We start from the raw sequence: 19,802 nt of genomic DNA, 5'->3' as shown, positions 1-19,802 counted from the left end.
TGCCCGCGATGTCTCAAGTCCATGCGATGCCGGTGATGCTCGGGGTTCTGGCCGTCCTGGCGGTCGCCTACCGCTTCTACAGCGCCTTCCTGGCCGCGCGGGTCGCGGTGCTGGACGACACCCGGACCACCCCGGCTCACCTGCTCAACGACGGGCAGAATTACCACCCGACCAACCGCTGGGTCCTGTTCGGCCACCACTTCGCGGCGATCTCCGGGGCCGGCCCCCTGATCGGCCCGGTGCTGGCCATCCAGTTCGGCTACATGCCGGGGCTGGTCTGGCTGGTGGTGGGCGTCTGCCTGGCGGGGGCCGTGCAGGACATGATGACGCTGGCGGCGTCGGTGCGGCTGGGGGGCAAGAGCCTCGCCGGCCTGGCCCGCGCCGAGGTCGGCCCGGTGGCGGGGGCGGCCACGACCCTGGCGATCCTCTATGTGATCGTGATCGCCCTGGCCGGGCTGGGGATCGTGGTCGTCAAGGCGCTGGGCGGCGAGGAGGTCGCCATGAAGGCGGGCACGTCGCTCACCCCTCCCGCCTCGGTCCAGCTGGCCCTGGCCACGGGCCCCGACGGCAAGCAATACCTCGACGTCCCGCCCGAGACGACCTACAAGTTCGGCGACGCGCCGGACCAGACGATGGTCTTCCACGAGCCGTTCCGGATGATGGTCCCCGACTCCAAGGCCCCGCAGCCCTCGGCCCCGGATTCGCCCACGCTGGTCCTGCCCGACGGGGCGAAGCGGCTGGTGCCGGGAAGTTCCTGGGGGACGTTCACCATCGCCTGCACCGTGCCGATCGCGTTGGCGGTGGGTTGGTACATGTACCGGTTCCGCAAGGGGAAGGTGGTCGAGGCGTCGCTGATGGGGGCCATCGCCGTGCTGGCGGCGACCGTCGTAGGGGCGTGGATCCCGGGTTCGAGCCTGGAACGGTACTTCATCTGGGACCGGAACCAGACTACCGCGGCGATCGCCGGGTACGGCTTCGTCGCGTCGATCCTGCCGGTGTGGCTCCTGCTCTGCCCGCGCGACTACCTGTCCAGCTTCCTCAAGATCGGAACGATCGGCCTGCTGGTCATCGGCGTGCTGGTGGCCAACCCGGTGCTGGAAGCCCCGGCGATCAACCACCAGTTCTCGCAGGGCGGCGGGCCCTACTTCGACGGGCCGATCTTCCCCTACGTGTTCATCTGCGTGATGTGCGGGGCGATCTCCGGGTTCCACGCCCTGGTCTCCTCCGGCACGACGCCCAAGATGGTCGACCGGGAGAGTGACGTCCGGATGATCGGCTACGGGGCGATGCTGATGGAGGGGCTGGTCGGCGTGGTCGCCCTGATCGCGGCGGCGGCCCTGCCCAATTCGATGTATTACGACATCAACATCGACCTCGCCCGACGCCCCCAGTTCCAGCAGGCGTTGAAAGCCCTGGACGTGGACCACGACGGCGGCGAACTCGTGCAGATGGAGGCCGACGTCCAGGAGTCGCTCCACGGCCGGACCGGCGGGGCCGTGACCCTGGCCGTGGGCATGGCCCGGATCTTCTCGCAGGCGATGCCCGGCTTCAACGGCCTGATCAAGTACTGGTATCACTTCGCGATCATGTTCGAGGCCCTGTTCATCCTGACCACGATCGACACGGGCACCCGAATCGGGCGATTCTTGCTCCAGGAGGTGCTGGGCAAGATCTGGAAGCCGCTGGGCGACCTCGACCGCCTCGGCCCGTCGATCCTGGCCACCGGGCTGATCGTGGTCGGCTGGGGGACGTTCATCGCCACCGGGTCGGTGGAGACGATCTGGCCGATGTTCGGGATGGCGAACCAGCTGCTGTCGGTGATCGCCCTGGCGATCGCCACGACGATCCTGGTCAACGCCGGCCGGGCCCGCTATTCCTGGGTGACGCTGCTCCCCCTCCTGTTCGTGGCGACCACGACCACCACCGCCGGCTATTACGAGATCACCGGCAAGTTCCGCAAGATGACCCTGGTGCCGGCCACGGCGCTCAAGGGCTACCTCAACATCGGCCTGACCGTGATGCTCCTGGCCTGCGTGGCCGTGATCCTCGTGTCCGCCGCCTCGAAGTGCCTCCTCGCCAACAAGGCGGCCCAGGCGACCGGGGGCTGACCACGGCGATCAGGCCGGCGGGGCGAATCCGGCCAGGGCGCGGGCCTGGGCCGGGTTCCAGGCCACGCCGGGGCGGGCCTCGCGAATCCTCGCCATCGCCGATGCGGCGTCCGGGGCGAGGCCGGCGGCCATGAGGTAGGCCGCCGCCACGGTGGCGCTCCGGCCATGGCCGAGGGCGCAGTGGATCAGGATCGGGCCCGACCCGGCCCGCCCCATCAGCCAGGCGACCGCTTCGGACAGTTCGGCCGAGGCGGGGGCCGTCCCGTCCAGGACCGGAATCGACCGATAGGCGACGCCCTCCCGCAGCGGACGCGCCTCGGCGAACTCGGCCGCGAGGTCGAGCACCGAGGCCCACGGAGGCATCCCCGCCCGGCGGGCCTCGGCGGCCGTCATCCTCCGGCCGAGCCAGACGCCCGGGGCGATCGGGTCGGGCCGATCCCCCCGGCGGCTCAGGCGATACAGGGCGAACCCGGCCCCGTTCAGGGCGAAATACGGGCCGAGCAGCGGCCAGGCCCAGGCCGCCCGTCGACCGTCGGGCCGCTTACCCAGGATCTGCACCCCGCCTCCGAGATAGACGACCGCCATCACCCCGAACGAGAGGGCTGACCATCCGGCCAGGAGGCGGGCCGGCAATGCGGCCTCGCGTCCCACGAGCGCGGCGGCCGAGGCCATCAGGCCGAACACCATCCCGTATTTGGCCGACATCCGGGCCTCCCCTGCCCAGCACCCGGCGAGGGTCTTGGCCTCCTCGCGATCGGCCGCCGCGACAGTCCATCGTCGCCGATCGCCCCGCCTGAGGCAATTCCCGGCGAGGAAGGCTATTTACCGGGTCCGCGAGTCGAAGCGGGCAATGGAGGGTCGACCGGGACGTCGGCGAACTCGGCCCACTCGAAGGGGCGGGACTGGAGCCGGAACTCCCTGATCGAGGCGAGCGGCAGGTCGAAACCCACCGTCACCTGGCGGAAGTTCTTCGTGCCGCCCGAGGACTGCCGGACCGGGGCCGTCTCCTTGCCCTGGGCGTCCACGGCCACGACCCGCACGTCGCCGTCCAGCACGTCATGGGATAGGGTGAGCGAGGTCGGGCCGCCGTCCCGGGCGGGCCGGTTGGGTATCTCGGTGGGGTCGGCGAACGTGGCGCCGAAATCGCCGCTCATGATCGACCCGGATCCCGGCCCGTTGGTCAGCAGGGTCTTCCAGGCCCCGGAGGCGACCCCGGCCCGGACCGTGCAGGTCCGACGATCGGCGGGCAGGCAGACGGCGACCGATCCGAGGCCCGGGATCTCCTCGCCCGACGCGGCGAACGGGTGGGACGAGGCCGTTGCTCCAGCCGACGGTGTGATCTCCCAGCGATAGGAGGCCCGCTCGTCGGTGGTATTGATGACCGAGATGGCGAATACCCGCACCTTCTGGCCCACATCGGGATGGAGTTGGAAGCCCGATCGTTCACAGGGCGCGGTCAGCGGCTCGCCGTCCGGGGTCCTCCAGGTGTTGGGCCCGGAGGGGTAGGTCGAGACGCCGACCAGCCGGACCTTGGCCCCTCCGGGGAGGGTTTGTACCCAGGATCGGGCGGGCTTCGCCTCGGCCTTGGTTGCGGGGGCATCGGGCCTGTCCGCCCCCGGGATCATCGCCAGGGAGGCCGAAGCGGCCACCGCCACGCCACCGAGGGCCAGCACGCCGAGCCCGAGAACCTGGAATCGCATCGCCATGATCGTCCTCCTCGCCAGGGCGGAGACCGCCGCCGGGACCATCCCGGACGCGGCGGTTCCGCCCACCTTCCACGCCACCGCCGACCGCGCGACCTGCCCGGCCCACGCGGCCGGGGGCGCCGACGATCCCGCCACCCGGCCCGCCGCCAGCACCGAGGCCGGCACGTCCAGGCCCCGCCGCTCTAAACGGGTCCGCAATCGCTCGCGGGCCCGTTTCAGGCGGATGCTCAGCGTGCCCAGGGGGCAGCCGAGTTCCCGCGCCGCGGCCTCGTAGGTCATCCCGTCCAGGTGGCAGAGGATGACCGGATCGCGATAGGTGCCGGGCAGCCGGTTGATCTCCTCGAACAGGGCCGCCAGTTCGTCGGGCTCGGGGCCGGGGGACGGCTCGGGGCGGAGTTGCGTCCCCGCCTCGCGCTCCCGGAGCCTGCGGCGGGCGGCGTCGGCCTTAGCCCGGGTCGCGACCTTGCGGGCCACGCCGTAGAGCCAGCCCGCCAGGCCGTCGCGGCACCGGATCGACCCGGCCCGGGTGGCCAGGACCAGGAACGTCGCCTGGAACGCATCCTGGGCGGCGTCGGCGTCGCGGAGGGTCCGGCGGCAGACGCCCAGGACCATCGGGCCGTGGCGGATCACCAGGGCCTCGAACGCCGCCTCGGCGGCCTCGCCCCGTCCCGCGAGGAACCGTTCGATCAGCCGGGCGTCGTCGAGCCCGGCCGAGGCCCCGACCCCGAACACCGACCCGATCGACCCCAGCGCCGCCCCGCCCCGTCCGTTCGCCATGCCTTCGATCCCCCCGGTTGAGTGCCGACGTCGATCATAGTGCCGGCGGGGGGCATCGCGCTTTCAGGTTTCCGGCGAATCGGCCCGATCTCCGGGCCGCGGGCGGCTGGCGTCGGCCGGGCCGTTTCCGTAGACTTCGTCTGGCCGGGCGGATGCCCGTCCGGTCGGGCCGCCCGATCGACGACCGAGGACTCTCCCATGATGAGCATGCGACGACGGATCGCCGGGGCCGCCCGGATCGCCTTCGGCCTGGCGGCGCTGGCCGTTTCGGCCGCCCCCGCGCAGGACGCCGCGCCGGCCGGCGGCGGGTGGGTCTCCCTGTTCGACGGCAAGACCCTGGGCGGCTGGACCACGGCCGACGGCACGCCCGGGACCTGGATGGTCGAGGACGGCGTGATCCACGGATCGGGGCCGGTCTCGCACCTGTTCAGCCCCCGCGGCGACTACCGCAACTTCCGGTATCGCGTCGAGCTGAAGATCGCCGACAAGGCCAACTCGGGCATGTACTTCCGCACGGCCAAGGGCCCCGGCTTCCCGAACGGCTACGAGGCCCAGGTCAACAGCACCCACACCGACCCGGTCCGCACCGGGTCGCTGTACAACTTCGTCGCCGTCCGCAAGATGCTGGTGCCGCCCGACACCTGGTTCACCCAGGAGATCGAGGCCGTGGGCAATCACATCATCATCAAGGTGAACGGCGAGACGGTGGTCGACTTCGTCGACAAGAAGGACACCCACACCAAGGGCCACTTCGCCTTCCAGCAGCATGACCCCGGCAGCCAGGTCTGGATCCGCAAGATCGAGGTCCAGGAGTTGCCGGCCGTCACCCAGAAGTGAGCGGGCCCGCGCCGGCACGAACCGCCTCCTCTCCCATCGACCGACACGCACCGAAAGGAACGCATCCGATGATCCGATCGTGGAAGGCCGCCGCCTGCCTCGCCCTCGGCCTGGCGACCGCGCCGGCGACCGCCCCGGCCCAGGACGCCAAGGCCCCGGCCGGCGAGTGGGTCTCCCTGTTCGACGGCAAGACGCTGAGCGGGTGGACCGCCGTCCCGCTCAACAAGCAGCCGAGCAAGTGGGAGGTCAAGGACGGGGTGATCGAAGGCACCGGCTCCCAGTCGATGCTCTACAGCCCGCGCGGCGACTACAAGAACTTCGTGTTCCGCGCCGAGATCAAGATCAACGACAAGGGCAACTCCGGCATGTACGTCCGGTGCCCGGCCATGAAGCCGAGCTTCACCGACGGCTACGAGATCCAGGTCAACAGCACCCACACCGACCCGGTCCGCACCGGCTCGCTGTACACCCTGGTCAACTTGTTCGACTCGTCCAACCCCCCGCCGCCGGATACCTACTTCACCCAGCAGATAGAGGTGGAGGACGTCAACTACCGCGGCAAGGTCGTGACCCGGTTCCGGATCAGCGTCAACGACAAGCTGCTCTACGAGTACCTGGACCACGACAAGCTGTTCGCCGCCGGGCACTTCGCCTTCCAGCAGCACGACCCCGGCAGCCGCGTCTCGATCCGCAAGGTCGAGGTCAAGGAACTGCCCGCCAAGTAAAGGATCCCGGGGGTCGCGGCCGATCGCCGCGGCCGCACCGAAGTCCCGGATCGATCGAAACGAGCGGGGCCGCCCTCGTCCGGATGGCACGAGGGCGGCCCCGCTGTTTTTCACCGGCCCCCCATCGAGGGGCCGGTCGTTCACACCTCGCCGATCGCCGCCAGCGACGGGTCAGCCTTGCCGGGGTTGCCGAGCCGGCTGTGCCGGGCCCCGTAGACGAAGTAGATCACCAGGCCGATCGCCATCCAGACGACGAGCCGGATCCAGGTGTCGACCGGGAGGGTCGCCATCAGGAGGACGGAGGAGATCACGCCCATCGGCGCGGTGAAGTAGACCAGGGGCGTCTTGAACGGCCGCTCGACGTCGGGCTGGGTGATCCGCAGGTAGAGCACGCCGGCCGAGACGACCGCGAAGGCGAACAGGGTGCCGATCGAGGTCAGCTCGCCGGCGATCCCGATGGGGATGGTCCCGGCGGCGATCATCACGATCACGCCGGTGATGATCGTGGTGATCCAGGGGGTCCGGAACCTCGGGTGGATCTTCGAGACCGCCGTCGGGAGCAGCCCGTCCTTGGCCATCGCGAAGAAGATCCGGGGCTGGCTCAGGAGCATCACGAGGATCACCGACGACAGGCCGGCGATCGCGCCGATTTTGACGAACCAGGAGAACCACGGCATCTTCATCACATCGATCGCCACGGCGACCGGGTCGGGCACGTCGAGCTGCTTGTAGTTGACCATCCCGGTCATCACCAGGGCGCCCAGGACATACAGCAGGGTGCAGATCAGCAGCGAACCGATGATGCCGATGGGGAGGTCCCGCTGGGGGTTCTTGGCCTCCTGCGCGGTGGTCGAGACGGCGTCGAAGCCGATGTAGGCGAAGAAGACGAGCCCTGCGCCCCGGAAGATGCCGCCCCAGCCGTACTTGAAGAAGTCGTTCGGGTCGCTGTCGGGGATGAACTTGCCGCCCCAATTCGCGGTCGAGAAATAGCGGGCGCCGAGCAGGATGAAGAGGAGGACGATGGACACCTTGATGACGACGATCACGTTGTTGACCCGGGCCGACTCCTGGATGCCGATGACCAGCAGGACGGTGACCGCCGCGACGATGAACATCGCCGGGAGATTCACGATGCCCGTCGCGGTCGCGAAGCCCGAAAAGTCGATGCCGTGCTCGGTCAGGAGCCTGCGGATCGAGTCGGTCATCTCGGACCAGCCGTGACGCATGTGGAGCTGGTCGGCGATGGCGTTGGGGATTTCGATCAGTTGCGTGCCGGGCGAGGCGGCGAATCGTGCCGGGATGTTGATGCCGAAGTCCCGGAGCACGCTCGTCACATAGCCCGACCAGCCCACCGCCACCGTCGTGGCGCCGACCATGTATTCGAGGATCAGGTCCCAGCCGATCAGCCAGGCGATGAATTCGCCCATCGTGGCGTAGGCGTAAGTGTAGGCCGAGCCGGCGATCGGCACGGTCGAGGCCATCTCGGCGTAGCAGAGCCCGGCGAAGGCGCAGGCGATCCCTCCGACGACGAACGACAGGGCGATCGCCGGCCCGGCATTCTCGGCGGCGGCGTGGCCCGTCAGTACGAAGAACCCGGCGCCGATGATCGCACCGATGCCGAGGGCCGTCAGGTTGGCCGCCGTGAGAGTCCGCTTCAGCCCCCCGTGATCGTCGCTGACGGCCGCCTCGGCCTTGAGCGACTCGATCGATTTCCTGACCCAGAGATTCGCCATATTCACCTCGCAAGCGGGGCAACCGCGCCCGCGTTCCATTTGACCACGTCGTCCCCCCTCCCCGGTCCCCCCGGAGCGATGGGGTTGTAGTTTGCCGTCTCGACCCGACGCGTACCAGTCCCGAACCGCCTCACCCGACCGATTTTCGGTCGACGGGTGCGGGGATCGGCCCCCCGGCGTGGCCCCCGGGCCGGGGCCGACGGCCGTGACACGCCCCGGGGGTGCCATGCCCCGGACGACTCGGACCGCCCCGGATCCGGCGGCGGAGTGCCACGCCGGGCCGTTCAGCTCGAAGGTTGATCACCCGTGGATCTCCATCCGGGCGGCCATGGTTGGCTCCCCGACCCCGGCGCCGCGAGCCGGATTTGCAACGCGGGGCTCCGGCGTGATATGACGAAGGCCACCGACCCGGGCCGGAGGGCATCGCCATGAAATCGGGATCGAACACGATGGACTGGCCTCGCGGCATCCTGGGGACCATCCTCTGTGCCACCGCGGGGGCCATCGGGACGATGGCGATGATGCTCGTCGCCCGCCGCTTCAACGGCGAATGGTCGGACCTCGCATTCCGGACCTGGATGAGGAATTACGCCTCGATGCCCCTCATCGGATGCACGACGGTCTGCGCGTGCGTGGGGTGGGCGACGTTCGCCCCGGCCGGGCCCTTCCGGTTTGCACCAACCCTCGCGATCCTGTTCGCGGCCTGCGTGCCGGCCTGGTGGCTCGGGACGTTGACACGCGACGCCCTGTTCCCGCATCACAAGGGCGACGACCCATTCGCGTATGAATGGCCCGTGGTGCTGGTCGTGGTGGCCCCGCCGATCGCGGTGGCCTTCCTGATCGGCCGGGCCCGGGGCCGATCCGCGAAGCCGACCAAGCCTGCGGAGGCGTTCGCCCTGGAATGATCGGGGGCCGGCCCGGGCCCGATCGGGCGGACGGGACGGCCCCCCGGCGTGGGGCGGATTACTTGGTGGCGGTGTAGATGCCCCACTTCATGTCGCCGGCCTGGCAGAAGCCGACCTTCATCTTCCAGCGGGCGACCAGGTAGTTGAGGTCTTCCTCGGAGAAGCTGGCCAGGAAGTCGGCGCGGTTGTTCTCCAGGAGGTGCAGCTCGCGCTCCAGGATCGCGACGAATCGGTCGGTGGCGTCCTCGACGACCACATCCTTATATCCGGCCCCTTCGAGGAACTTGCCGTAGGAGGCCGGGTCGACGACGTGGTAGCCGGTCTTCTCGATGTATTCGTTGAACTCGGGCGAGCGTTCGCCGACGCCCTTGGCGTAGTCGGTGATGACCAGCCGGCCGCCGGGCTTGTTCAGCGAGTGGAGCCGCGAGAACAGCTTGGCCTTGTCCGGGATGTGCATCAGGGCGTCGCGGCTCCAGACGATGTCGAAGCTGGCCGGCTCCAGGTCCATCGTCAGGACGTCGCCCAGGATGCTCTTGACCGTGTCCGGGGCCTGGATCTGCTGCGCCCGGTCGTGGGCGATGGCGATCATCTCGTGGGCCAGGTCGACGCCGGTCGCCTCGATGCCGTAGGTCTTCGCCAGGAAGAACATCGACCCGCCGATGCCGCTGCCGACGTCCAGGAGCCGGGCGCCGGGGCGGAGGGCGTCCTTGATCTTGGTGCAGAGGTATTCGGTGGTCTCGTGGCCGCCGGTGCTGATATAGCCTTCGCCGAAGATCTTCTCGTAGCGGAGGATGCTGGTGCGGCTGTACTGGCCCTTGTTGTCGTAGGCCTGGGCGTTGGAGTCGGAAGAGCTGGCCGTCGTCATGGTGGACCTTGGGTGGGGAAACGGATCACGGAGGTCTTGGCCCGGATCGACCGACCTCCGCGCGGGTCGGGCCTCGGGCTCGCGGGGTCGGCTCGACCGAAAGCCTCGCGTCGGGCAAGATTGTAATCGATGGGCGGCGGCCCCGTCCAAGGTCCAGAAGCCGGCCGCTCCCCGCTGCGTCCGGCGATCCCGACACGCCAAATCGTCCAACAGCCCAGCATGCCCTTTGCACGGAGCGGCGATCTCGTTACATTCGGACTTCACCATAATCGCCACCTCGCGCGGGAGGCGATCCATCGAGCTGCTTGGCTCGCCCGCGACCGGCACCGAGGTCACGCCCGAGATGAATTCCACTCCACCTGGGCCGGGCGTACTCGACCGGCGCGTGTCGGGGTCCTCCAGCCTCCATCCCTCCTATCTCACCTCCGCGAGCCGTATGGTAGATTACCAGGCGACCAAACCGATCCAACACGGCGGGAACCAGTCGGCCATCCGGGCGCGCTTGAAGTTGGGGAGTCGGCCGATGGTCGACTTCTCGGCTCCGCTCAATGCGCTGGGGCCGCCCACGGGTGCCGTCGCGGCCGTCCGCGAGGCCACCGAGACCATCGACCGCTACCCCGAGCCGGGCGCCCCCCGGCTGGTGGCGCGGCTGGCCGAATACCACGGCGTGGAACCCGACCGGATCATCGTCGGGGCCGGGACCACCGAGCTGATCAGCCTGATCGGCCAGGTCTACCGCGAAGGGCTCGCCCAGGACCCTCGCCTCGACGCGAGCGACCCGGACCTGCCCCTGGCCCACCTCGTCGAGCCGTCCTACGGCGAATACCGCCGGACCTCGGCCCAGAACGGCCTGAACACCCGGATCTGGCCGGAGCACATCCTCGGATGGGGCCAGGACACCGAGCCCGACGGCGCGGCCGGGATCTTCTGGACCGGGCATCCGAATAACCCGACCGGCCGGGCCTGGGAACGCGACCAGCTCCTGGCCCTGGTGGACCGCAACCCCGATTTGCTCACCGTGGTCGACGAGGCCTACCTGCCGTTCCTGCCCGACGAGGCCGACCGGACCGTGATCCAGGCCGCCGCGTCGAGCGAGAACCTGCTGGTGCTCCGGTCGATGACCAAGATCTTCGCCTTTCCGGGCCTCCGGGTCGGCTACGCGGTGGCCTCCACCGAGATGATCAACCGGCTCCGCCGCGGCCAGCAGCCCTGGTCGGTCACCACCGCCGCCGAGGTCGCCGCGATCGCCGCCCTGGAAGATGACGAGTACCTGGCCCGGACCATCGAGCTGATCGAGACCGAGTCAGCCCGGTTCACCGACCGCCTCTGGGATGTCCCCGGCCTCCGCCCCGCCTGGCCCGGCCGCGAGCGGCCCAAGTCGGCCGCCTCGATGCCCAACTTCATCCTGGTCAGCCTGGTCAACACTCCCTGGACCTCGCCCCAGGTCCAGGACACGCTGGCCCGCCGCGGCTTCTTCGTCCGCGAATGCTCCAACTATCGCGGCCTGGAGATCGGGTCGCGGATCACCGGCCCCGGCATCGAGTTCGTCACCAACGGCCACCTCCGGTTCTGCGTCCGGACCCCGTCGGAGAACGACGCCCTGGTGGACTGCCTGGCCGAGATCCTCGCCTCGCGGCCGCCCCACGCCTGAGCCCGGCGCCGGGGCCGGGCCTCCGCGCCCGGCCTCGGCCGGATCGTCCTTCGCGGATCAGGCCGGGCCCCGGTCCCGCCCGAATCGCCGCAGCGCGTCGCGGCAATGGCCGTGCAGGCCGAGTTCGATCAACTCGGCCTCGATCGCCTCGCGCGACGGGTCGCCCAGGGACTCGGCGATCAGCGCCAGCACCCGGTCGGCGTACCGGGGGCGGGCCTGGCACACCATCTTGTCGAACCCGTTGGGCGTGACCTCCCGGCCCGTGAGCCGGGACAGCTCGGCGGCCAGGGCCCGCGACGGCTCCTTGGGCCGGTTGGCCCGGAGCTGGAGGGCGAGCCTCAGGGGCTTCTCGCCCCCCCGCGTGCCGTCGGGCAGGGCGTCCCAGGCGCGGCCCAGGATCGTCGCCCGGCACTCGTCGGCGAACTCGGCATCTCGATCCGAGGGCGTCTCGATGGCCGCGTCCGGGATCGATTTGGGGTCCATCGTGAACGCGGGGCGATTCCGCCGGTTCATCTCCGAGACCAGATGGCTCAGCGAGGTCTTGAGGTAGGCGCGGAAGCGCCCCCGCTCGCGATCGGCCCCGCGGAAGTCCCCCTGGATGAAGCGGAGCGAGAACTCCTGGAACAGGTCGCGGGCCCGGTCCAGGTTGCCGGAGGCCTTGCAAAGGTATCGGAACACCGCGACGTCGTAGCGTTCCAGGATCTTGCGGCGGGCCTCGGTCGCCTCATCGGGGGCCGCGGTGTGGGCCCGCATCAGATCCGACCAGGCCGTCGAGATTTGATCCAGATTCGACCCTTCCGCCATGAATCCATTTCCCCCGCGTCGACATATGCGTGCATTGTATCAGCACATCCGATCGATCGTCCGAATTTTTTCCAGGATGGCCGGAAGAATCCCCGATCCCGTCTCTATCAGGAGTGGGCGGGCCTTCCCACTCCCCCGGACCATCGGGGGGTGGGGAGGTTCGTTCCCCCCCAACCTGTGCCGTTGCCAATCTTGTGCCCTCGTCCCTGTGCCGAGCGAGTCTTTCCCCCCCGAGCCGACGCCCGGCCCCCCCCGCCGGGCGTCGGCTCGTTTTCTCCGACCTCGGCGATCGGGCCGAGGTTGGTCGCGTGACGATCGGCCCGGCCTCTCGATAGAATGATAGGCCGCTGCCCGATCGATCGCCGCCGACGCCCGGGATATCGCTCATGGATCCGTCCGTCGCCGAGGTGCTCGCCCTGCTCCGTGGATCCAGGGCCGTGGATGTCTCGCGGGACGGCCCGGCCACGGGCGACGCGGATCACGACCCCTCGGCCGACCTGATCGGACGGCTGGGGGGGCTCGGCCTCCTGACCGGCTACCAGGCCGGGCGGATCCGGGCCGGATGCGGCCATGAGCTGGTGATCGGCCCGTACCTCCTGCTGGATCCCCGTGGGGCCGGCGGGATGGGGAGGGTGTTCCGGGCGTGGCACCCGGCGATGGGCCGGGAGGTCGCCCTCAAGATCCTCCTGGATGGCCATCGCGAGCGCGCATCGGTGGTGCAGCGGTTCCGCGACGAGGCCCTGGCCGCGGGCAAGCTGGCCCATCCCAACGTGGTGGTGGCCCACGACGCGGGCGAGGTCGACGACCTCGCCTACTTCGTCATGGAGTTCGTCTCCGGGATCGACCTGGAAGCCCTGGTGCGAGGGAGCGGCCCCCTGGCGGTCGGCCCGGCCTGCGATGCCGCCCGGCAGGCGGCGCTCGGGCTCCAGCACATCCACGAGCGAGGTCTGGTCCACCGCGACATCAACCCGTCCAACCTGCTCATGGCCGACGATGGGGTGGTGAAGGTCGCGGACCTCGGCCTGGCGCGGGCCAGCGACGGCGTGGGGCCCGGGGGGATGCTCGACGACCGGATCGTGGGCACGCCCGACTTCCTGGCCCCCGAGGCCTCCGAGGACCCCGCCGGGGCGGACATTCGCGCCGACATCTACAGCCTCGGCTGCACGCTCTATTTCCTCCTGGCCGGCGCCCCCCCCTACCCCGGGGGCACGGCGTTGGGGAAGGTCGGCAAGCATCGCGACGCCCTGCCGATCCCCCTGGATGCCCTGCGATCGGACCTGCCCCCCGCGCTGGTCGCGGTCATCCGCCGGATGATGGCGCGATGGCCCGGGGATCGATTCGCGGCCCCCGAGGAGGTGGCCCGCGCGCTCGGGCCGTTCTCCGGAGGGCCGACCGCCCCGGAGCTGCCCCCCTCCGATGCCGCCCTCCGGGCGCTGATCGAGGAGCCGCGTTGGGGCGGCCGCCGCGTCGCGGGGTCGATCCTCCTGCTGGCGATCGCGGCCGGCGGCATCGCGGCCTGGAGGCATGCCGCCCGACGCGACGGTCAGGGCGCCGGGGCCGTCCGGTCGGCCCCGCCCGCCCCCGGCACGCCGGCCCCGATCGATGGCCGCCCGGACGCCCCGCCCCGGTCCCCCTCGCCAAGCGGATCCGCCGATCGCCCGGCCAGGAATCTCGCCCGGAAGGCCTCCGTCCGGGGCTGGGAACGGATCCGGGACAACGACTACGACCGGGCGTACGCGGAATTTGATGAGGCGATCCGACTCGACCCGGCCAACGTCAGGGCGCTCGACGGCCGGGGCGTCTGCCTCCAGAGGCGCGGGGAGTGCGAACGGGCGATCGCCGACTTCACCCAGGCGATCCGTCTGGAGCCCGGCTCGGCGAAATACCACGCCGATCGGGGCTCGGCCTATCGCCAGGCGGGGAATCTGGCGGGGGCCGCGGCCGATTACGAGCGTGCGATCGCCCTGGGCCCGAGGATCGGCAACATGCACCGGGCCCTGGGGCTGATCCGGCTCGACCTCGGCGAACTCGACCGGGCCCTGGATTGCCTGGACCGGGCCATCGAGCTGGATCCCGCCGACCTGAATGCTTATCGAGCCCGGTCCCGGGTCCACAAGCGGATGGGGAATATCGAGGCCTACGAGGCCGACCGGCGCCGCGCGATCGGGGTCCGATCCTGGAGGGAGGGGACGTGACCCCCGAGGCCGACGCACCCCGCCCCGGATCGGCGACCGAGGCCATCGCGGCCCGCCGCACCGCGGTGCGGTTCGACCCGGATCGGCCGGTCGCCGACGCCCTGCTGGCCCGCCTGATCGACCTGGCCGGGATGGTGCCGTCATCCTTCCACCTCCAGCCCACCCGGTTCGTGGTGGTGCGAGACGCGGCGAACCGCCGCCGGCTCCGCCGCTGCGCCTTCGGCGACGCCAGGATCACCGAGGCCCCGGCGGTCCTGATCGTCCTGGGATACCTCCGCCCGCATGAGACCGACCTCGACGCCGTGGCCGTCCGCATGGTCGAGGGCGGCGCGGCCACCATCGAGGAGGCGGCGCGGCTGCGGGCGACCGCCGCCCGGGGCCTGGGGCGCTCCGGCCCCCTGGCGCCGGAGATCTGGGCGATCCGCGAGGCGACCCGCGCGAGCACGACCTTGCAGATCGCCGCGGAGTCTTTGGGGCTGGCCTCGGCGTCGCTGGAGACGTTCGACGCCGGCCAGGTCCGCGCGTCGTTCGGCGTGCCCGACGACCATGCCATCTGGGGCCTGATCGCCCTGGGATATGCCTCCGAGACGGCCCCGCCCCCCGGCCGTTTCGGGCTCGATCACGTCGGCTTCGCCGAGCACTTCGGGCAGCCCTGGACGGTCGGCGACGACGACTCCCAGGCGCTGGATTCGGGCCGGCCGGCGGGATAGGATGGCGCGATGCCGGGTGCTCTTCCCGCCCCCATCCCACCCCGAGAGATCGAGCCTCCCATGACAGCGACGCCCCTGCCCGTCCGCCTCTCCGCGCTCGCCCTGATGGCACTGCTCGCCGCCCCGGCGATGTCCCAGGAGAAGCCCAAGGCCGACGCCCCCGCCCCCGCCCAGGAGAAGCCCAAGGCCGACGCCCCGGCCAAGCCGGAGATCACCAACTCCGCCCTCCGGCCCGAGGACCGCCAGGGACCGCCCGCGGCCCGGCACGAGAAGCTGCTCGAACGGACCAGGCAGGGGGACGTCGATCTCCTATTCCTGGGCGACTCGATCACCGCCGGTTGGGCCGACAACGCGACCTGGAAGCGGTACTACGGGCCCCGCAAGGCGGCCAACTTCGGCATCGGCGGCGACCGCACCCAGCACATCCTCTGGCGGCTGGAGAACGGCGAAGGGGACGGGCTCAAGCCCAAGGTGGTCGTCCTGATGATCGGGACCAACAACCTCGGCGGCAACAAGGACGAGGAGATCGCCGAGGGCGTCACCGCCTGCGTCGCGAAGATCCGCGACAAGTTCCCCGAGGCCAAGGTCCTCCTGCTCGGCATCTTCCCCCGGGGCCTGAACCGCGACAAGAGCCAGGTCGCCACCGCCGTCGAGCCGCGGGTCGCCCGGATCAACGAGATGATCTCCCGGATCGCCGACGGCAAGGCCGTCCACTACCTCGACATCGGCGGGAGCTTCCTCAACGCCGAGGGCCAGGTGACCCGCGAGATCATGCCGGACTTCCTCCACCTCAGCGCCAAGGGCTACCGCCTCTGGGCCGAGGCGATGGAGCCCATGCTCTGGTCGCTGCTGGAAGCCAAGTAAGCGAGGCCCGGAGATCGGCCGGGGGCGTCCGTGCCGGCCCCCGGTCAGGCCTTCCCCCAGCCGGTGGGCGGGCCGGCGGTGTCCTCGGGCTTGACGAGGACCTGGGACAGGTCGGCGGGGCCATTCCCGGCCTCGGCCGCCTTGAGCCGGTTCTCCAGCTGGGTCACCCGCTGCTCCAGCAGGAGGATGCGGGCCTCGGCCTCGTCGGGACGGCGGGGCCGCGGGACCTCCGGATAGCCGAGCTGGCGCTGGAGGGCCGAGAACAGGTAGAGCGGGTCGCGGCCCCGGTTGGCCCGGGCGATCTTGCCTTCCTTCTCGCCGAACAGGGTCGGGAACTTGGGGACGTAGTCGGGCCGGGTCCGCCTCTGCTCGGTCACCAGGTAGGCCGAGCGGACGTAGATCAGGTCGGCGAAATCGACGTCCCCGAGCCGCGAGCGGAGCAGGACGATGTAGTCGCGCCAGTCCTCGTCGTAGGCGGGGTCGCCGGAGATCGCCTGCAAGCCGGCGTTGTAGCCCAGACGGTTCCGCGACAGGGCCTCGAACTGGTAGACGAACAGCCCGGCCGAGGTCGGCCCCTCGGAGCGATACCGGGCCTCGCGTTCCAGGATCAGCAGGGCCTGATCCATCGGGAACCGGCTCACGTCCTGCTCGGCCTGCGCGACGACGTGGGCCTGGAACGGCGTGAAGTAGTGCCCCAGCCGGGCCATGGCCGGGGCCATCAGCCCGTAGACCTTGATCTCGGTGGCCAGGAACGAGACGGCCATCGGCAGCCGGGTGGTCGAGAGCAGTTCCTCGCCGACCCGCGCCAGGATGTCCTGCGACGGCATCCCGTCGAGCAACCGCTCGCGGAAGGCGTGGAAGAAGTACGCCTGCTCGATCCACTCCTCGCGATCCAGAACCGCCATGATCGGCCCCCGCTCCCCGCCCCCGGGCGCCGCCGACGCCGGCCCGCCCCTTGCCGCTTGATTGTAGCCGAACCCCTCCGCCCCCGCCCCGAGTCCCGCCGTTGGGTTCGTTTTTCCCCGCGATCGCCCCGCCGGCCTGCGACCGCGTTGGCTTCGTTCGGGACGGTTCCCCTGCCGGGCGACATCCCCCGGATTGGGTTCGTTTTTCCCGCGACCTTCCCGCCCCCGGAGGACCGGGTTGGCTTCGTTCGGGAACCCGCCAGCACGGGCGGCGGCCTCGTCCAATGGGTTCGTTTTTCCCGGGACGGGGGCCGGGCTTCCCATCAGTGGTGCTTTTATTTCGGCGGAATGCCGGGGCGACATGACGGGGTGTCGGTGGGTTCGTTTCGGGATCGCGATCGAGGCCGCGGCGCGGACGGGCTGCGTTGGGTTGGGGACCTGTGTGGGATCGGGTCGCATGGTCGAGGCTCGCGCGCAGGAGGGCCGGGATCGTGATGACCATCGAATAACATCGTGTTCGTGGACGGCCGTTCGCATAGTTTTTGACCGCGCCGATGGAATTCCTCGCCGGGAGGCTTCCGAGTCACCGGCCAGCCTGCGGGCCTTCCGATCTGGCCCGTTTCGACCGTTCGTGGCAGACTGCCGGCGCAGCCGGGGGCGATGTCGGCCCCGGCCTCGACCGACCGACGATCCGGAGCCGCGGCGACGATGCCCCACCTCCTCCCGCTGCTGATCGCCGCCCTGCTGGCGAGCCCGCCCGACGCGGAGGCCCCCGATCCCATACCCCCGGACGATTGGGCCGGTCGCCGCGTGATCACCCGGCCCGGGGTCGTCCTCCGCGACGGGGGCGGAGGCCAAACGGACGCGGGGCGGTCGCGGAGCCCGGCCGCACCCGTCCGGAAATCCGGCGGGTTCCGGACCTATCGGGTCGTCGAGGGCAACGAGCGCTGGCTCTGGCTGGCCGAGGAGAATGGGACCGCCCGGGGATGGGCCAGGCCCGAGGATGTCATCCCCTTCGACCAGGCCATCGACGCCTACACCGCCCGGATCCGGGCCAATCCCGGCGACCTGGCGAACTATGCGGTCCGAGGGGCCGTTCGGAACGAGATGGGCGATTTCGATGGTGCCCTCGCCGACTTCGACGAGGTCATCCGGCGCAACCCCCGATTGGCCATCAGCTTCTTCAATCGAGGCAACGTCCGGGCCGGGATGAAGGACTTCGACCACGCCATCGCGGACTACGATCGGGCCCTCCGCCTCGACCCCGATGACGCCCGGGCCCACGCCAATCGCGGCAACGCATGGGTGCAGAAAAAGGAATACGACCGCGCCATCACCGATTACACCGAGGCCATCCGCCTCGCTCCCGGCATGGCCGTGGCCCATCTCAATCGGGGAGGGCTCTGGGTCGGGATGCGGGAGTGGGACCGGGCCATCGCCGACCTGAGCGAGGCGATCCGCCTCGACCCCGATCTCGCCATGGCCTACCTCCACCGCAGCGGCGCATGGGATGCAAAAGGCCAATCCGACCGCGTCATCGCCGACTGCACCGAGGCGATCCGGCTGGATCCCACCCTCGCCATGGCCTTCAACAACCGGGGGAGCGCCTGGGGCGTCAAGAAGGAGTACGACCGCGCCATCGACGACTGCACCGAGGCGATCCGGCTCGATCCCGGGCTTGCCATGGCCTACAACAATCGCGGCATCACCTGGCGCGACATGCAGGAACCCGACCGCGCCATCGCCGATCTGAGCGAGGCGATCCGGCTCGAACCTCGGATGGCGCCGGCCTATCTCAATCGCGGCCTCGCCTGGGGCGACAAGCGGGAGCATGACCGCGTCATCGCCGATTGCGGCCAGGCCATCCGGCTCTTGCCCGGCTATACCTCGGCCTATCTCCTTCGCGCCCAAGCCTGGCACGACAAGAAGGAACATGACCGCGTCATCGCCGACTGCGACCGGGCGCTCCGGCTCGATCCCGCGTCGGCCATGGGCCACTTCCTCCGCGGCGAGGCACGGTGCGCCAGGCGACAATACGATGGTGCCATCGCCGATTATGACGCGGTCATCCGGATTGCCCCCGACGTCGCCATGCCCCACAACAGTCTGGCCTGGTTGAAGGCCACCTGCCCGGTGGGCCGCTATCGGGACGGCCGTGGCGCCGTCGAGAACGCGACGCGGGCCTGCGAATTGACCGGATGGAAGGATGCATTCTGCGTCGGGACCCTGGCCGCGGCGCAGGCCGAGGCGGGGGATTTCGCGAAGGCGGTCGAGTCCCAGGAGAAGGCCCTGGCCCTGTCGCAGGATCCCGAGTTCCAGGCCAAGGCGAAGGGGCGGCTGGCCCTGTATCGCGACGGGAAGCCGTATCGGGACGTGCCCGGGGGCGACTGACGGCCGGGGTTCAGGTCGCGCCGGGGGGCTCGTCGGCGAGTCCCGCGAGGATCGCCTCCAGTTCCCTCCGTCGCGGTTCGAGGTCGGCCCGGATGGCGTGGCGATTCAGCCCATAGATGATGGCAAAGACGCCGAGCCCGAGGGAGGAGACCATCCCGACGGACAGGACCGTCCACCATCCGCCCCCCCGCTCTTGCCAGGCACCCTGCCCGAAGAAGGCCAGCATCGCGATCGCCAGGGGCAGCAGTCCCCACCAGTGCACGGTGCGGAGCAGGCCGATCTGATGTTCCACCTCGGCCAGCGCCCCCTCCACGACCCGGCGCAGCGGATCGTCCGGGCCGGACGGCTTGCGGCGATGGCGGATCCGGTCGACCAGCATGAAGCCGGACACCCACAGCAGGGCCGGCACCGTCAGGTACCACGTCCACGGCAAGGCACCCCGAGCCCCCAGGTAGAGCCACAGGGGGACCATCAGGACGGCGATGCCGACCTCGCGGAGATCCCGGCGGAAGATCATGCTCGCGAACGATTGGCGGTCGCGCCGGATCTCTTCGAGGAGGGGTCCGGCATCCAGGGCCGGGCGGGGTTGGCCCTGCCAGGCTTGCTTGAGGTCGTCGGGTTCCACG

At 70.4% G+C, this 19,802-nt stretch carries 16 protein-coding genes; 9 read left to right on the top strand and 7 right to left on the bottom strand.

Annotation, left to right across the window (positions count from 1 at the left end; genetic code table 11):
• Positions 1-8 precede the first annotated feature (8 nt).
• Positions 9-2,108: a carbon starvation CstA family protein gene (locus tag TA3x_RS11155; RefSeq protein ID WP_435021188.1), complete on the top strand. Its 2,100-nt coding sequence runs from the start codon at positions 9-11 to the stop codon at positions 2,106-2,108.
• A gap of 9 nt (positions 2,109-2,117) precedes the next feature.
• Here the strand turns inward: TA3x_RS11155 and TA3x_RS11150 are convergent, their stop codons facing one another.
• Together TA3x_RS11150 and TA3x_RS11145 are read right to left on the bottom strand one after the other, a co-directional pair.
• Complete coding sequence (locus TA3x_RS11150; protein WP_435021186.1) at positions 2,118-2,813, bottom strand: dual specificity protein phosphatase family protein; 696 nt, start codon at positions 2,811-2,813, stop codon at positions 2,118-2,120.
• A gap of 113 nt (positions 2,814-2,926) precedes the next feature.
• Positions 2,927-4,591, bottom strand: a complete 1,665-nt coding sequence (locus TA3x_RS11145; RefSeq protein ID WP_435021184.1) for an RNA polymerase sigma factor — start codon at positions 4,589-4,591, stop codon at positions 2,927-2,929.
• Between the two features lie 198 nt (positions 4,592-4,789).
• Between TA3x_RS11145 and TA3x_RS11140 the strand changes: the two genes are divergently transcribed.
• Together TA3x_RS11140 and TA3x_RS11135 are read left to right on the top strand one after the other, a co-directional pair.
• A complete protein-coding gene (locus TA3x_RS11140) occupies positions 4,790-5,428 on the top strand; it encodes a 3-keto-disaccharide hydrolase (protein WP_435021182.1) in 639 nt (212 codons plus the stop codon).
• Positions 5,429-5,496: 68 nt separating this feature from the next.
• A complete protein-coding gene (locus TA3x_RS11135) occupies positions 5,497-6,153 on the top strand; it encodes a 3-keto-disaccharide hydrolase (RefSeq protein ID WP_435021180.1) in 657 nt (218 codons plus the stop codon).
• Between the two features lie 140 nt (positions 6,154-6,293).
• Here TA3x_RS11135 and TA3x_RS11130 read toward each other — a convergent pair whose 3' ends face one another.
• Complete coding sequence (locus TA3x_RS11130; protein ID WP_435021178.1) at positions 6,294-7,886, bottom strand: amino acid permease; 1,593 nt, start codon at positions 7,884-7,886, stop codon at positions 6,294-6,296.
• A gap of 449 nt (positions 7,887-8,335) precedes the next feature.
• Between TA3x_RS11130 and TA3x_RS11125 the strand changes: the two genes are divergently transcribed.
• Positions 8,336-8,791: a hypothetical protein gene (locus tag TA3x_RS11125; protein ID WP_435021177.1), complete on the top strand. Its 456-nt coding sequence runs from the start codon at positions 8,336-8,338 to the stop codon at positions 8,789-8,791.
• 58 nt (positions 8,792-8,849) lie between these two features.
• Here TA3x_RS11125 and TA3x_RS11120 read toward each other — a convergent pair whose 3' ends face one another.
• Entirely contained in the window at positions 8,850-9,656 is an 807-nt protein-coding gene (locus tag TA3x_RS11120) for a methyltransferase domain-containing protein (RefSeq protein ID WP_435021175.1), read from the bottom strand.
• Between the two features lie 523 nt (positions 9,657-10,179).
• Here TA3x_RS11120 and TA3x_RS11115 point away from each other — a divergent pair.
• Positions 10,180-11,307 (top strand): pyridoxal phosphate-dependent aminotransferase, encoded by a 1,128-nt coding sequence (locus TA3x_RS11115; protein ID WP_435021173.1) that lies wholly within the window; start codon positions 10,180-10,182, stop codon positions 11,305-11,307.
• Positions 11,308-11,364: 57 nt separating this feature from the next.
• Here TA3x_RS11115 and TA3x_RS11110 read toward each other — a convergent pair whose 3' ends face one another.
• Positions 11,365-12,111, bottom strand: a complete 747-nt coding sequence (locus TA3x_RS11110) for an RNA polymerase sigma factor (protein WP_435021171.1) — start codon at positions 12,109-12,111, stop codon at positions 11,365-11,367.
• 386 nt (positions 12,112-12,497) lie between these two features.
• On the opposite strand from TA3x_RS11110, the gene TA3x_RS11105 reads away from it, so the two are divergent.
• The 3 genes from TA3x_RS11105 to TA3x_RS11095 are packed head-to-tail and all read left to right on the top strand — an operon-like array spanning position 12,498 to position 15,880.
• Positions 12,498-14,306, top strand: a complete 1,809-nt coding sequence (locus TA3x_RS11105; protein ID WP_435021169.1) for a protein kinase domain-containing protein — start codon at positions 12,498-12,500, stop codon at positions 14,304-14,306.
• On the top strand, positions 14,303-15,016 hold the full coding sequence (locus TA3x_RS11100; RefSeq protein WP_435021167.1) for a nitroreductase family protein: 714 nt from the start codon (positions 14,303-14,305) through the stop codon (positions 15,014-15,016). Before TA3x_RS11105 ends, TA3x_RS11100 begins: the two co-directional genes overlap by 4 nt.
• A 60-nt stretch (positions 15,017-15,076) precedes the next feature.
• Positions 15,077-15,880: a GDSL-type esterase/lipase family protein gene (locus tag TA3x_RS11095; RefSeq protein WP_435021165.1), complete on the top strand. Its 804-nt coding sequence runs from the start codon at positions 15,077-15,079 to the stop codon at positions 15,878-15,880.
• Positions 15,881-15,924: 44 nt separating this feature from the next.
• Here the strand turns inward: TA3x_RS11095 and TA3x_RS11090 are convergent, their stop codons facing one another.
• Positions 15,925-16,785, bottom strand: a complete 861-nt coding sequence (locus TA3x_RS11090; RefSeq protein ID WP_435021163.1) for a hypothetical protein — start codon at positions 16,783-16,785, stop codon at positions 15,925-15,927.
• Positions 16,786-17,493: 708 nt separating this feature from the next.
• Between TA3x_RS11090 and TA3x_RS11085 the strand changes: the two genes are divergently transcribed.
• On the top strand, positions 17,494-19,176 hold the full coding sequence (locus TA3x_RS11085; protein WP_435021161.1) for a tetratricopeptide repeat protein: 1,683 nt from the start codon (positions 17,494-17,496) through the stop codon (positions 19,174-19,176).
• A gap of 10 nt (positions 19,177-19,186) precedes the next feature.
• Here TA3x_RS11085 and TA3x_RS11080 read toward each other — a convergent pair whose 3' ends face one another.
• On the bottom strand, positions 19,187-19,801 hold the full coding sequence (locus tag TA3x_RS11080) for a hypothetical protein (RefSeq protein ID WP_435021159.1): 615 nt from the start codon (positions 19,799-19,801) through the stop codon (positions 19,187-19,189).
• Position 19,802: the final 1 nt, after the last annotated feature.

It is taken from the genome of Tundrisphaera macrotermitis, from assembly GCF_051175315.1.
GTDB lineage: Bacteria > Planctomycetota > Planctomycetia > Isosphaerales > Isosphaeraceae > Tundrisphaera.
Note: the sequence above shows the minus strand (reverse complement) of the source record. Positions and strands in the feature narration are given on the sequence as shown.